Below are 14,261 nucleotides of genomic sequence, written 5' to 3'. Positions count from 1 at the left end.
GGGGCCGCCGGGGCGTTCGGTCAGGAGACGGTCCACGTCTCGGTGTTGGCGCTCGCGCTGCCGCCGAGTTCCTGGTCCACCGCAGCTCCCTGGACGGTGGAGCCCGCGACGCCGATGTGCAGCCCGCTGCCGATGCCCACCAGCATGTAGTTACTGCCGGTGTAGCTTCCGGTCAGGTCGAGCGCCCACTGCTGGTTCGGCTGGCCGTTGCAGGTCCACTGGTGCAACTGGACGCCGGTGGTGGTCGACTTGCTCGGGACGTCCAGGCACAGGCCGCTCTTGACGCTCTTGAGCGTGTAGATGTTGTCCGCCACCCGCGTGAGGGTCCACTGCTGGTTCGCAGCGCCGTTGGACGCCCACTGGATGATCTTGGAGCCGGTTGTCGTGGAGCCACCGGCGACGTCCATCAGCATCGAGCTGCTGACGTTCTTCAGAGTGTGGACGCCTTCCGACGGGATCCCGCTGCCGGCCGTCCACGTGCCCGCATCCACGTCGAGGGACCAGGTCGGGTACTGGCCGAGGTTCACCGTCGTGCCCCGGATGGTCAGCGGCAGCCAGATCAGCTTCGACGCACCCAGGTTGGTGGTGTCCCAGCGGTCACCGGCGTAGATGTACGTGGTGCCGGAGGTGCCCTGGACCGTGATGACGTTCGCCGTCTGGCTGCCGTAGGTGCGGGTGCCGGGGGCGGCGAAGTTCCGGAACGCCGACCACGGGCCGCTCAGTGACGTGGCGGTGGCGTAGACGTTGTCGTTCAGGCTCCAGCCCGTCAGGTGGGAGCCGAAGACGTAATACATCCCGCCGATCTTCACCATGGCGGGCGACTCGACACTGCCACTGCTGCCGGCGCTGCCCAGCACCGCCACCGCGCTGTCCACGGAGAGGTAGTCGGCGGACAGCTTGTAGATGCGCAGGCCGTTGTTGCGGTCTTCGCTCAGCAGGTAGCCGGTGCCGTCGGTGTCCTGGAACAGGCCGATGTCCCGGCTGAGATTGCCCTGCGGCCGGAAGCTTCCCCGGTACGTGTACGGGCCGCACGGGGTGCTGCTGGTGGCCACACCGACCTTGGCCTCGGCGTAGTTGGTGCTGTCGATGTGCAGGTACATCACGTACGTACTGGTCGACTTGTTGTAGATGACCTTCGGACGCTCCACGATGCGGCTGGGGCCCAGGTCACCGTCGGCTTGCAGACTCAGGGCCTGGCCCCGGTGGGTCCAGTTCGCCAGGTCGGTCGAGGAGTAGCAGGCGATGTCCTGGAACGACGTGTCGCCCCCCGTCCTGCCGGTCTTGTCCTCGCCGAAGCCGAACCAGGTACTGCCCACCTTGACAATGCCCAGACCGTGCAACTGCAGGGTGTTGCCGTTCTGGTCGGTGCGGTCGGCGCCCGTCGTGAACGCCACCGGGGCCGCTTGTGCCGGTGTGGCGGGGACCAGCAGGGCGGCGAGGCCGCCGAGCAGGGTCAGGAGCGTGACGAGGGCAGTCCGCCACCGGGCGCGCGCCGGCGGTGTGCTGTGCGATGTGGTGCCTGGCATGGTCTTGCCTTTCCGTTGAGGTCCGGGGACGGAGCGGGGGCACATCCTGGAGCCGCTCACGGGGCGAGCGGGATGGTGATGGTGTTCCAGGACATCGGTGGCAGCAGCGCGGCCAGCCGTCCGCCGTCCACGACGGTGCCGGTCATCTGCTTCGGCGTCACGCGGTCCTGATGGTGGAGCGTGTTGGCCGCGTGGCGGTCGGAGTCGGCCAGAGCGGTGTGCGTCACCTGCCCGGCCACCGGGCCGAATGCCCGCAGGTCTGCGGTGAGTTCGAGCGGTCTCGTGGTGTCCCGGTTGACGGCGAAGACGGTGAGCGTCCCGTCCTCCTGCTGGACGGCGGTCGCGTGCAGCAGGGGCACCTCGCCGTAACGGACGGTGTCGTGGACGGGGCTGTCCAGGGCGAGCCGGAGCACCTGGCCGCGGCCATAGCGGGCCGCTTCGGCGAAGGGGTGGAAGATGGTCTGCCGCCAGGCCGGGCCGCCGGGCTCGGTCATGATGGGAGCGATGACGTTCACCAGCTGGGCGAGGCAGGCCGCGGTGACGCGGTCGCAGTGGCGCAGCAGGGTGATCAGGAGGCTGCCGACCACGACGGCGTCGGTGACGGTGTAGACGTCCTCGAGCTGGCGCGGGGCCACGCTCCAGTCGGGGGTGTCGGTGTTGTTGACCGGCCGGCTCTGGTACCAGACGTTCCACTCGTCGAAGGAGAGGTTGATCCGCTTGCCGGAGTGACGCTTGGCTCCGATGTGGTCGGCGGTGGCGACCACCCCGTCGATGAAGGCTTCCATGTCTGCGGCCGAGGCGAGGAAGCTGTCGACGTCGCCGTCGCTTTCCTCGTAGTAGGCGTGGCAGGAGATGAAGTCGACGAGGTCGTAGGTGTGTTCCAGGACCGTCGCCTCCCAGGCGCCGAAGGTCGGCATGGAGCGGTTGGAGCTTCCGCAGGCGACCAGCTCCAGACCGGGGTCGACATCGCGCATGGCCTTTGCGGTGACGGCGGCGAGGCGTCCGTATTCCTCGGCGCTCTTGTGGCCGAGCTGCCAGGGGCCGTCCATCTCGTTGCCCAGGCACCACAGCCGGATGCCATGCGGTTTGTCCACGCCATGCGCGCGGCGCAGCTCGGAGATGGCCGTGCCGCCGGGGTGGTTGGTGTACTCCAGGAGGTCGAGTGCTTCCTGGAGCCCGCGGGTGCCGAGGTTGACTGCCTGCATTGGTTCGACGGCGGCCTTGGCCGCAAAGCGCATGAACTCGTTCAGCCCGAACTGGTTCGTCTCGACGGTCTGCCAGGCGCCGTCCAGTCGGCGCGGCCGCTGCTCCGCCGGGCCGACTCCGTCTTCCCAGCGGTAGCCGGAGACGAAGTTGCCCCCGGGGTAGCGGACCATGGTGACGCCCAGTTCCCGGATCAGGGCCAGGACGTCGGTGCGCAGTCCGTCCTCGTCGGCGCTGGGGTGGTCCGGTTCGAAGACGCCGGTGTAGACGCAGCGGCCGAGGTGCTCGACGAAGGAACCGAACAGTCGCGGATTCACCTCGCCGACGGTGAAGTTCGGGTCCAGATGTATGGCCGCTGCGAGCGGCGGGTGGCTGACGGGGTTGGTCATGGGTCACTCCGAGGTGGATCGGTGCGAAGAGTGGCGTTCGGTACGGCTACCGGGACGCTCTGCGGTCAGCCCTTGATGCCGGTCTGTGCGACGCCTTGGACCAGGTATCGCTGGAGGAAAAGGAAGACGAACACCAGCGGCAGGATGGACACGGTGGCGGCGAGGAACAGCTCGTGGATGTTGACGGTCTGTGCGGTGGTGAAGGTCGACAGGGCCACCTGCACCGTCCAGCTGGACTGGTCCTGGCCGATGACCAGCGGCCACAGGAAGGCGTTCCAGTTGGTGATGAAGGTGATCACCGCGATGGCCGCGAAGAAGCCGGTGGAGTTGGGGACGACGATCCGCCAGTACGTGCCCCAGCTGCCGAGACCGTCGATCCGGGCGGCCTCCTCCAGTTCCTTGGGGAAGCCGAGGAAGTACTGGCGGAAGAGGAAGGCGGTGAAGCCGCTGAACAGGCCGGGCACGATCAGACCCTGCAGGCTGGAGACCCAGCCCAGTGACGACACGAGGACGAAGCTGGGCACGAAGGTGACCGCGCTGGGGATCATGAGGGTGGTCAGCACCGCGTAGAAGATCTTGTTGGCGTGCCGGTACGGGATGCGGGCCATTGCGTAGCCGGCCAGGGAGCAGACCAGCAGCTGCCCGGCGGTGCCGAGCACTCCGACGACGAGCGAGTTCCACATGCTGTGCGCCATGGGTACCGCGGGGTCGTTGAACAACTCGGAGATGTTCTCCCAGTGCAGCGAGGTCGGAAAGAACTTCCACTTCGCCCCCGTGAGGTCGGCGTCGCTGGCCAGGCTGTTGCGGATCAGCAGATAGAACGGGACCAGGAACAGCAGCGCCGCGACGGCGGCGACGGTGTAGACGGCGACGCTGCCGCCCCGTCCGCGCCTCGCGCGTGAACGGCTGGGGGCATGGGTGGTGGTGGAGGAGGTGGCCATCAGCTGTCCGCCTTTCCGAAGCCGAAGATCCTGCCCTGCAGCAGCGTCACCATCGTGATGAGCGCCGACAGCACCAGCGCCCCGGCGCTGCCGTGGCCGAAGTCCTGCCCCTGTCCGAGTGCCGTGTAGTAGAGGTAGACCAACGGCGGCCGTGCGTAAGGGGTGTTGGGCAGCAGGTTGTAGAACTCGTCGAACGCCTGGTAGGCCGCGATCAGCAGGAGGAGCACCACGGCGACCGAGGTCGTGCGCAGTTGCGGCAGGGTGATGTGCCGGAAGGTCTGCCAGCCGGGCCGGGCACCGTCCGTCCAGGCAGCTTCGTACAGCTCTTTGGGGATCTGCTGGAGGGCGGCCAGGAAGAGGATCATGTAGAAGCCGAGCTGGAGCCAGAGCCGTACGGTGACCAGCACCAGCCAGTACCAGGGCGGGGAGACGGTGCCGATCCAGGCGACGGGTTCGATCCCGAACCAGCTCAGGACGGTGTTGGCGAGACCGAAGCGCACCCCGTTGAAGATCGACAGCTTCCACACCATCGAGGCCACGACGTACGAGCAGGCGGTGGGTATGAAGAACACCGAGCGGAAGAAGGCGCGGGCGACGCGGATGCGGTGGACGAGCAGCGCGAGCGCCAACGCCAGGGCGTAGGTGAGAGGGACGACGATCAGTGCGAAGAGCGTGAAGGTCCACAGGCTGTCGGTGAACGGTCCCTCGGTGAGGATGTCCTTGTAGTTGTCCAGGCCGACGAACTTCGTCGGGGCGACCGTGTTCTGGGCCTGGAAGAGGCTCAGGTAAAAGCTCCAGCCGACCGGAACGTAGACGAACAGCAGGAGACCGGCGAGGAAGGGACCCGCGAAGAGCCAGAAGGTGAGGGTGCTGCCTCGCGCCCCGTGCCTGGCACGTATCGCCTTTGCCGCAGGGGCGGTTGGCGCGGTGGCGCCCGGCCGGGTGCCACCGGTGGTGGTGGTTGTCATGCTGGTCGGGGCCCCTCAGGCGATCTTCTTGAGTTCGGCCTCGACCCGGGTGCGGGCCTTGGCCACTTCGGACTCGGGGTTCTTGCCGCTGACCACGGCGTTGTTCACCATGTCCTGGGAGATCGTGGCCATGCCCTGGGTCCAGTACGGGTCGTCGTAGTGCCCGTTGGAACCGAAGAGCTGCACCGCCTGGGCGGCGGTGCCGCTCTGCAGCTTGGTGGCCTTCGCCGCCAGGCTCTTGCGCGGGGGGATGTGGAAGCCGTAGGAGGTGCACCAGTCCTCCTGGAGCTTCGTCTGCTCGATCCACAGCCACTTCACGAACGCCTTGGCCGCGTCGACGTCCTTGGCCTTGGCGCTGACGTACGTGGACCAGCCGCCGTTGTAGACCACCGGGCGGCCGGCGCTGCCGATGCCGGGCAGTGGGACGATGCCGAAGTCGTCGCCCAGCGCCTTCTGGATGCCGGGCATCGCCCACAGGCCGCACCACTGCATCGCCGTCAGGCCCTGAATGAACGCCGACGGGTCCCACCAGTCGGTGGGGGCGCCGAGCAGCAGTGTCTTGCTGGTGTAGAGCTCGCGCATCTTCTTCAGGCCCTCGACAGTCGCCGGGGTGTCGAAGGCGACCTTGTGGTCGGCGGTCAGCAGTTCGCTGCCGGTGGCCCAGACCAGGGGGCTGGCCAGGATGTCGCTGCCGGCCTTCAGGCCGAGGTACAGGCCCTTGACCCCGTCCTTGTTGAGCTTGCGTGAGGCGTCCATCAGCTCGTCGAAGGTGGTCGGGGGCTGGACGCCTGCCTTTTCCAGCAGGCTCTTGCGGTAGTACAGGAACTGCGGATCGTCGATCATGCGGATGCCGTAGACCTTGCCGTCGACCGAGTTGGCGGCCAGGTCCTTGTCCGTGAAGTCGGACTTGACGTCCGCGATGATGTCGTCGAGGGGCACGATCTGCCCGGACTTGGCCATCTGGACGTCGGGGTGGAACTCGAAGACGTCGGGGCCGCTGCTGGAGACCAGGCCGCTGGAAAGCTTGGAGGCGTAGTCACCGGGGATCCACTGCACCGACACGTCGGCCTTGGTGTACGCCTTCGCGTACCGCAGCGCCGCCTGCTGGGTGCCTGCCTCGCCGTACTGGTGGTACCACTGGCTCATCGCCGCCTTGCCGCCGCCGCGACCGGTGTTCCCGCCGCACGCGGCGAGGAATCCCGCCGCCGCCACGGTGCCGGAGGCGCGCAGGAAGGACCTGCGGCCGAGGGATCTGCTGGGGTTCAGCTCAGGAGACATGGGCTTCCTCTGCTGTGAAGGTACGGGTGTGGGTCCGGCCGTTGGGGACGAGGCCGCGACCGGCGGGTGATGGCGCTGAGCACGGCCGCACAGTGCGGCCGGTAGGAGCGCGACGCGAAGCCCGCGGGGTGGGGGCACGCGGTCGGAGGGGGGAAACCCTGCCGCTGACGGGGTCGTAGCGAGCCGAGCGAGACGCAGGTTATGCGCGCTACACCCCTTCGTCAACAAGTCAGAAAAAGTCTGTGCACGACAGTTCCGGCGGCGTGCAACCCGTGGATACGATCGGGCGCCCCAGCCCCATCGAGCACAGGACAACGTCGTTGAAGCGGACGTACCAGGACATTCGACGGACCAACCGTTTCGCGGTGATGCGGCATCTCATCGCCTCGGCGCCCGTCGTCAGACGCGACATCGCCGCCGCTACGGGCCTGTCGGTGGCCACCGCCTCCGACATCGTCAGCGAGCTGCACGAGCTGGGGCTGCTGGCCGAGATCGGACAGCAGGCTTCGGGAGGCGGACGCCCTCGGAACCTTCTCGCGCCCGCCCCCGAGGGCCCCCGGCTCATCGGCGTCGACATCGCCGAGACCTACGTCCACGTCGAGGTCTTCGATCCCGCTCTGCGGGTTCTGGCCAGAGCCGAGTACGAACTGCATCCGCACGCCAACTCGCCGGAGTACGTCGTGGGCCGCATCGTCCGCGGAGTCGACGACGCGATCGCGCAGGCCCAGGTGGAGCGCGGCAGGATTCTCGGGATCGGCGTCAGCATTCCCGGCCAGGTTCGGCCGGACGGCACGGCTTCCGTCTTCGCCGCCAACTGGCGGTGGAGTGACGTGCCACTGCTGGCCCTGCTCACCGAGCGGCTCCCCGATGTGCCGGTCATCCTGGACAACCCGCTGCGTGCGAGTACCGTCGCCGAACTGTGGTTCGGTGCCGCTCGCGGCCACGACGACGTCGCCGTTCTCACCCTGGGAACCGGCGTCGGCGCGGGCCTTGCCGTCCAGGGGACGCTCTACCGCGGGGCCACGAACACGGCCGGCGAGTGGGGCCACACCAACCTGGTCATCGACGGCCGTACGTGCCGCCGCGGATGCGTCGGATGCGTGGAGACCTACGTGGGCGCACCCGGCATCATGCAGCACCTCGCGGAGACCGACGCGGACAGCCCGCTCCTGCACCCCGACGACCAGATGGCGACCATCAACGCCCTGGCCACCGCCCACGCGGCCGGCGACCCCGCCGCACAGCAGGTGATCGCCACGACCGGCCGCTACCTCGGCATCGCCGTCGCCAACCTGATCAACATGTGCAACCCACAGATCATCGTGCTCACCGGCTGGGTCGCCGACAGCCTGGGAAGCACCGTCCTGCCGCACGTACGGGCCACCGCCGCCCGCTACGCACTCACCGAAGCCTGGGAAGGCACCGAGATCAGTCTCTGCCCCATCGACCGCAACCCGGTCAGCCTCGGCGCGGCGACCCTCGTCCTGGAAGGTTTCCTTTCCTGACCTTCCCCGGCGTTCCCAACTGCATCTGACACCAGGCGCGTTGGGTCTTGTTGTGCTGCGCTCAAGTCGAACTACCCGCAACGGAAAGGTATACGTGTCATGGCAGATTCAGCGAGCCACGCCCTGCCCGAACAGCCGTCGGCCGGTGCTCCGGGAGGGCTCTCACGGCGCGGACTCCTCAAGGGCGCCGCGGTCACCGTGGGAGCCGCGGCGCTGGGTGCGGGCGCCGCCGGGACGGCCGCGGCGGCCGACGCCTCGGTCACCGCGACGGCCCCCGACGGCAGCAACACCCTCACGATGTCGCTCACTTCGGGCACGCTCAGCTGGTCGGCGAAGCGAAGGGGCCTGACCGTGGTCGGCCCTTCGGCTCTCGGGCTCGAGCTGAGCGACGGGACGTCCCTCGGGACCGCCGGCACGGTGATCACCAACTACCAGCACTGGACCGTCGACCACACCTGGACTCCGGTGTACGGCCGCAACGCGACCGTCCGCGACCGGTACCAGGAGATGCGCTGGAACCTCCGGGACACCGCCTCGCACATCAACTTCAGCATCCAGATCCGTGCGTACCCGACGGGCGTCGCCTTCCGGTACGTACTGCTCGACAAGGGCACCGCCACCATCTCCGACGAGCTGACCACATTCGCCTTCCCCGACAGCACCCTGGTCTACAGCGCGCGCGACGAGGACCCCTACAACCCGGTCGCGCCCGGCTCGATCCCCTCCACGGGCACTGCGACCACGGACACCGGTCCGCTGACCGACCTGCCACTGACCGCCACGTACGCGAGCGGCAGCCTGATAGCCAGCATCTGCGAGTCCTCCCGTCTCAACTTCCCGCGGCTGATGCTCAGTTCGGTGTCCGGGCAGCCGGGCACCCTCGCCGCCCACCTGATGGAGTACACCGCCCGCGGCGCGGACACGGTCCAGACGATCTCAACGGTCACCACGCCGTTCGCCACACCCTGGCGGGCGGTGGTGACCGGCTCCACCCACGCCGAACTGGTCGACAACGCCGAGCTGGTGCTCAACCTGGCCCCCGCGAGCGCGCTGACCGACACCTCGTGGATCAAGCCCGGCAAGGCCTTCCGCGTACAGCTGACCACCGCCGCCGGGATGGCGGGCGTCGACTTCGCCGTGGCGCGCGGCCTGCAGTTCATCGAGTACGACGGCGGCTGGTACGGCGACCCCGACCACAGCACCGACGCGACGAAGCCGATACCGGGCATCGACCTGTCCTCGGTCATCTCCTACGCCACGAGCAAGGGCATCGGCGTGATCCTCTACGTCGACCGCAGAGCGGCCACCGCCGACCCCGAGGGCCTGTTCAGCCTCTACAAGAGCTGGGGCGCCGAAGGCGTCAAGCTCGGATTCATCAGTGACGGCACCCAGGCGATGACGAACCGGATCGCGAACTGGGCCAGAACGGCGGCCAAGCACCACCTGCTGATCGATATGCACGACGACGTGCGCCCGTTCGGCCACGAACGGACGTACCCGAACTGGGTCAGCATGGAGGGCGTGCGGGGCAACGAACAGTTCCCGACCGCGAGCCACAACGTGACCCTGCCGTTCGCCCGCAACATCGGCGGGCCGATGGACTACACGATCTGCTACGGCCAGTCGCGGGACCGGACCACCAACGTCCACCAGATGGCCATGGCGGCGGTCTTCTACCAGCCGCTGAACTTCCTCTACTGGTACGACTCACCGTCCAAGTACGCCAACGCGTCGAACTGGCCGGGACTGCCCTGGTTCGATGCCGTCCCCACCTCCTGGGACGAGAGCCGCACCCTCGCCGGATCGATCGGCCAGTACGTCGCCGTCGCACGCCGCCACGGCGACACCTGGTACCTCGGGGCGATGACCGACGAGACGCCCCGGACCCTCTCGCTCCCGCTGACGTTCCTGGGCGGCGGCACCTACACGGCGACCGTCTACGCCGACGGCACCCCGGGCACCAGCCCCTTCCGGACGCCGGTCGTGGTCAGCACCCGGACGGTCACCGCAGCCACCACGCTGGACGTGGCGATGGCTCCCGCGGGCGGCCAGGCGATCATCCTCAAGCAGACCTGACAGGCGTGGCTGCCATGACGGTTGCAGCCCCCGTCTCACCGACGCTGGCGAACCCAGCCCGCCCGAGGCGATGGCGGTGCCGAAGCAGCGCCCGGTCCGTGCCGCGGCGGCGCCGAGCGCGCTCTCGGTCGACTGTGCCTCCAAGGTAGAAATCGCGGAAGGACTGACGCGCAGCTCAGATGACTCACCGCCACCGTGGTTCGACATCTCGAACCACAACCGGCTGTTCAGACAGTGATGATTGAGGGCTTGACGGTGAATCGTCAATAGTCCTCACAGAAGAAATTCCCGTTTCCCGTCCGACACTTCTCGGAACCCCGATCTGGCGGGCCACTGAACTCCGCCGCTGCTGACGGCAGTTGAGAGACGCTGTTTATGGACAGGTCAGTGAAAGACCTTGACCGGAACGCCTTGCCTTCCTAGCTTGTGGCGTCAGAGATTCCGGGAATCTTCCGAAAAGTTTTCGAGATGGATCTCTTCGGCGTGTGCGGCCGCCTCACACTTCTCTTCCCCCAAAAAAGGAGACCCTCTGATGTGGTTTCGCCATCCGTCCCCCGTCCGGCTGAGACGCTTGCTCGCCGCCCTCGCACCTTTCCTGCTCGTGGCGACCTTCCTCGGCGCCCAGCCCGCCGCCGCGGCGACCGTCGACCCCAACGCGTCGTATGTGCTGGTCAATCGCGGCAGCGGCAAGGCGCTGGACGTGTCCGGTGCGGACACCGGCAACGGCGCTGCTGTCCAGCAGTGGAGCCGTACCGACGCCGCCAACCAGCGGTTTCAGTTCGTGGATTCCGGCGGCGGCTACTACCGGCTCAAGGCACAGCACTCGGGCAAGGTGCTGGACGTCTACAACTACTCCACCGCCGACGGGGCAGCCATCGTCCAGTGGAGCGACCTCAACGGCACCAACCAGCAGTTCAAGCTCACCGATTCCTCTGACGGGTACGTCAGGTTGATCAACCGCAACAGCGGCAAGGCCGTCGAGGTACAGGGCGCTTCCACCGCGGACGGCGGCAAGGTCGTGCAGTACGCCGACTGGGGTGGCGCGAACCAGCAATGGCAGCTCGTCAAGGTCGACAGCGGCACCCCCGGCGCGTGCGATCTTCCGTCGGCATACCGCTGGACATCGACGGGCGCGCTGGCACAGCCCAAGCCTGGGTGGGCCTCGCTCAAGGACTTCACCGTCGTCCCCTACAACGGCAAGCAGCTCGTCTACGCGACGACGCACGACACGGGGACGAGCTGGGGTTCGATGAACTTCAGCCCGTTCGGCAACTGGTCGGAGATGGCGTCGGCCGGCCAGAACACGATGTCGTCCGGCACCGTCGCGCCCACCCTCTTCTACTTCGCGCCGAAGAACATCTGGGTGCTCACCTACCAGTGGGGCGCGACCGCCTTCTCCTACCGGACGTCGAGCGACCCCACCAACGCCAACGGCTGGTCCGCACCGCACGAACTCTTCTCCGGAAGCATCGGCAGCAGCGGGACCGGACCCATCGACCAGACGGTCATCGGCGACGGGACGAACATGTACCTGTTCTTCGCCGGCGACAACGGCAAGATCTACCGGGCGAGCATGCCGATCGGGAACTTCCCCGGCAGCTTCGGCACGTCCTCGACCGTGGTCATGAGCGACACGACGAACAACCTGTTCGAAGCCCCGCAGGTCTACAAGCTCCAGGGCCAGAACCGCTACCTCATGCTCGTCGAGGCGATCGGCTCGCAGGGCCGCTACTTCCGCTCGTTCACGGCCACCAGTCTCAACGACTCATGGACACCCCAGGCCGCGACCGAGAGCAATCCGTTCGCCGGCAAGGCCAACAGTGGCGCCACCTGGACCAATGACATCAGCCATGGCGAACTGATCCGCACGAGCGCCGATCAGAACATGACCGTCGACCCCTGCAATCTGCAGCTGCTCTACCAGGGACGCAGCCCCAGCTCCGGCGGCGACTACGGCCTTCTGCCCTACCGTCCGGGCCTGCTGACACTTCAGCACTGACGGCGTGCCCGCGTCCGGCTCCGGCGGGAGCCGGACGCGGGCTGCCCGGCGAAAGCCCGGCCGACTCCCCCCGCTGACCACCTCGACACCTTGGAGCCGCTCATGCCCCCCACCTCTTCGTTACGCCGCCACAGACGCCTCTCCGCCGCTCTGCTGACGGGATCCCTCCTCGCCGGCGGCCTCCTTGCCGTGCCGGCCGCGGCAGCTGTCACCTCCGCGGCGGCGACCACGGCCGTACGCGTCAACCAGGTCGGCTATCTGCCGGACGGTCCCAAACGCGCAACCGTGGTCACCACGGCGACGCAGTCCCTCACCTGGCAGTTGCGCGACGCGTCCGGGACGGCGGTCGCTTCCGGTGCGACCGCCCCGCACGGCGCGGATGCCCCCTCCGGACAGTCCGTCCAGGTGGCCGACTTCTCCTCGTACAAAGGATCCGGCTCGGGATACGTCCTGTCGGTGGACGGCCAAGGCAGTGCGCCCTTCGACATCCGCGCGAACCTGTACGACACCCTGCGCTCCGACTCGATGGCGTTCTTCTACCACCAGCGCAGCGGCATCCCCATCGACGCCTCCCTGGCGGGCGCGGCCTACGCTCGCCCGGCCGGACACCTCGGCGTCGCACCCAACAAGGGCGACACCTCCGTCCCCTGCCAGGCCACCGTGTGCGACTACACCCAGGACGTACGGGGCGGCTGGTACGACGCGGGCGACCACGGCAAGTACGTGGTGAACGGCGGCATTTCCACCTGGCTGATGGTCAACTCCTTCGAGCGGGCCAAGCGCGCGGGCAAGGATTCGGCGCTGGGCGACTCGACCCTGCGCGTCCCCGAGCGCGGCAACGGCACACCCGACGTCCTCGACGAGGCGCGCTGGGAGCTCGACTTCCTGATGCGGATGCAGGTGCCCGAGGGCAAGCCGTACGCGGGCATGGCGTTCCACAAGGTCCATGACGCGGCCTGGACCGGAATGCCGCTCCGCCCCGACCAGGACCCCCAGCCCCGCGAGCTGCACCGCCCGTCCACTGCGGCCACCCTCAACCTCGCGGCAGCCGCCGCGCAATGCGCCCGGGTCTTCCGGCCGTACGACGCCGCGTTCGCCGACCGCTGCCAGTCGGCCGCCCGCCGGGCCTGGACGGCAGCCCGGGCCAACCCCGCCCTGTACGCGTCCGCTTCGGACAGCACGGGCGGCGGTGCGTACGAAGACGCCCAGGTCACCGACGAGTTCTACTGGGCGGCGGCCGAGCTGTACGCCACCACCGGCGAGAGCGGCTACCGGGACGCAGTCACCTCCTCGCCCTGGCACACCTCCGCAACCGCCTTCTCCCCCTACGGGTTCGGCTGGGCGGACACGGCCGCGCTCGGCCGGCTCACCCTGGCCACCGTCCCCAACGGGCTCCCGGCCGCGGATCTGGCCCGTGTCCGTTCCTCGGTGACCTCGGCCGCCGACGGTTATCTGTCCCGGATGGCCGGCCAGGGCTACGCGGTGCCCGTCCCGGCGGACGGCTACTTCTGGGGCTCCAACGGCGAAGTGGCCAACGACGCGATCGTCATGGCCGTCGCCGGGGAACTGACCGGCGACGGGCGCTACCGCACGGGCGCGCTGGAGACGATGGACTATCTGCTCGGTCGCAACGCCATCGGCCAGTCCTACGTAACCGGCTACGGCAGGACGTTCTCGCAGAACCAGCACCACCGCTTCTGGGCCCACCAGTTGGACGCCTCGCTGCCCCACCCCCCGGCGGGGTCACTGGCGGGCGGCCCCGACAGCGGGCTCGACGACCCGGTCGCGAAGGAGAAGCTCCCGGGCTGTGCGCCCGCCGCCTGCTACATCGACGACATCGGCTCCTACTCCACCAACGAGGTGGCGGTCAACTGGAACGCCCCGCTGGCCTGGCTCTCCGCCTACGCCGCCGAGCGGACCACCACCGGCGAACCGCCGGCCGCCGGTGCCTGCGCGGTGACGTACAAGACCGACAACGTCTGGAGCAATGGCTTCACCGCGACGGTCACCGTCAAGAACACGGGCACGGCCGCCGTGGACGGATGGCAGCTGAAGTGGGCCTACCCGGGCGGCCAGCACGTCACGAGCGCCTGGAACGCGACCGTCACCCAGAACGGCACCGACGTCGTCGCCCGCGATGCCGGCTGGAACGGGACCGTCGCCCCCGGTGCGACCGCGAGCTTCGGAGTCCAGGGGACGCACAGCGGCACCAACCCCTCGCCCACGGCCTTCACTCTCAACGGCAGCACCTGCACCTGAGCTACGGGCGGCCGGGTCCGGGGCGCACGATCCACCCCGGGCCCGGCCGCCCCTCACCTCCCAAAAAGGATCGCGTTGACCCTCGCACCCTCCGGTGTCACAATCGGGGACTTCGAC

General features: G+C 68.3%; 9 protein-coding genes. 4 read left to right on the top strand and 5 right to left on the bottom strand.

Annotated features, from left to right (window positions below):
* Positions 1-20 precede the first annotated feature (20 nt).
* From OG707_RS37280 to OG707_RS37260, 5 genes are all read right to left on the bottom strand, one after another.
* Positions 21-1,526 (bottom strand): RICIN domain-containing protein, encoded by a 1,506-nt coding sequence (locus OG707_RS37280; protein WP_329126304.1) that lies wholly within the window; start codon positions 1,524-1,526, stop codon positions 21-23.
* A gap of 56 nt (positions 1,527-1,582) precedes the next feature.
* On the bottom strand, positions 1,583-3,118 hold the full coding sequence (gene arfA / locus OG707_RS37275; RefSeq protein WP_329126303.1) for an arabinosylfuranosidase ArfA: 1,536 nt from the start codon (positions 3,116-3,118) through the stop codon (positions 1,583-1,585).
* 65 nt (positions 3,119-3,183) lie between these two features.
* The gene (locus OG707_RS37270) at positions 3,184-4,059 is read right to left on the bottom strand and encodes a carbohydrate ABC transporter permease (protein WP_329126302.1); all 876 of its coding nucleotides are present in this window, start codon (positions 4,057-4,059) and stop codon (positions 3,184-3,186) included.
* Positions 4,059-5,027, bottom strand: a complete 969-nt coding sequence (locus OG707_RS37265; RefSeq protein ID WP_329126301.1) for a carbohydrate ABC transporter permease — start codon at positions 5,025-5,027, stop codon at positions 4,059-4,061. Before OG707_RS37265 ends, OG707_RS37270 begins: the two co-directional genes overlap by 1 nt.
* A 15-nt stretch (positions 5,028-5,042) precedes the next feature.
* Positions 5,043-6,305 carry an ABC transporter substrate-binding protein gene (locus OG707_RS37260; protein WP_329126300.1) on the bottom strand — a complete coding sequence of 421 codons (1,263 nt, stop codon included), beginning with the start codon at positions 6,303-6,305 and terminating at the stop codon, positions 5,043-5,045.
* 263 nt (positions 6,306-6,568) lie between these two features.
* On the opposite strand from OG707_RS37260, the gene OG707_RS37255 reads away from it, so the two are divergent.
* The 4 genes from OG707_RS37255 to OG707_RS37240 all read left to right on the top strand — a co-directional run bounded on the left by OG707_RS37255 (position 6,569) and on the right by OG707_RS37240 (position 14,144).
* Positions 6,569-7,810, top strand: coding sequence for an ROK family transcriptional regulator (locus OG707_RS37255; RefSeq protein WP_329126299.1), 1,242 nt, complete (start codon positions 6,569-6,571; stop codon positions 7,808-7,810).
* A 99-nt stretch (positions 7,811-7,909) separates the two neighbouring features.
* Positions 7,910-9,886, top strand: a complete 1,977-nt coding sequence (locus OG707_RS37250) for a glycoside hydrolase family 97 protein (protein WP_329126298.1) — start codon at positions 7,910-7,912, stop codon at positions 9,884-9,886.
* A 532-nt stretch (positions 9,887-10,418) separates the two neighbouring features.
* Positions 10,419-11,885: a non-reducing end alpha-L-arabinofuranosidase family hydrolase gene (locus OG707_RS37245; RefSeq protein ID WP_329126297.1), complete on the top strand. Its 1,467-nt coding sequence runs from the start codon at positions 10,419-10,421 to the stop codon at positions 11,883-11,885.
* A 102-nt stretch (positions 11,886-11,987) separates the two neighbouring features.
* Positions 11,988-14,144, top strand: a complete 2,157-nt coding sequence (locus OG707_RS37240) for a glycoside hydrolase family 9 protein (RefSeq protein WP_329126296.1) — start codon at positions 11,988-11,990, stop codon at positions 14,142-14,144.
* The last annotated feature ends 117 nt before the right edge of the window (positions 14,145-14,261 follow it).

It is taken from the genome of Streptomyces sp. NBC_01465, from assembly GCF_036227325.1.
GTDB lineage: Bacteria > Actinomycetota > Actinomycetes > Streptomycetales > Streptomycetaceae > Streptomyces.
The sequence above is the reverse complement of the archived record's forward strand: the minus strand, read 5'-3'. Positions and strand labels throughout refer to the sequence as shown.

Coding starts and splice junctions, on each gene's coding strand:
- OG707_RS37260 (WP_329126300.1), bottom strand. CDS start 6,305: ATGTCTCCTGAGCTGAACCCCAGCAGATCCCTCGGCCGCAGGTCCTTC.
- OG707_RS37270 (WP_329126302.1), bottom strand. CDS start 4,059: ATGGCCACCTCCTCCACCACCACCCATGCCCCCAGCCGTTCACGCGCG.
- OG707_RS37240 (WP_329126296.1), top strand. CDS start 11,988: ATGCCCCCCACCTCTTCGTTACGCCGCCACAGACGCCTCTCCGCCGCT.
- OG707_RS37250 (WP_329126298.1), top strand. CDS start 7,910: ATGGCAGATTCAGCGAGCCACGCCCTGCCCGAACAGCCGTCGGCCGGT.
- OG707_RS37265 (WP_329126301.1), bottom strand. CDS start 5,027: ATGACAACCACCACCACCGGTGGCACCCGGCCGGGCGCCACCGCGCCA.
- OG707_RS37280 (WP_329126304.1), bottom strand. CDS start 1,526: ATGCCAGGCACCACATCGCACAGCACACCGCCGGCGCGCGCCCGGTGG.
- OG707_RS37245 (WP_329126297.1), top strand. CDS start 10,419: ATGTGGTTTCGCCATCCGTCCCCCGTCCGGCTGAGACGCTTGCTCGCC.
- arfA (WP_329126303.1), bottom strand. CDS start 3,118: ATGACCAACCCCGTCAGCCACCCGCCGCTCGCAGCGGCCATACATCTG.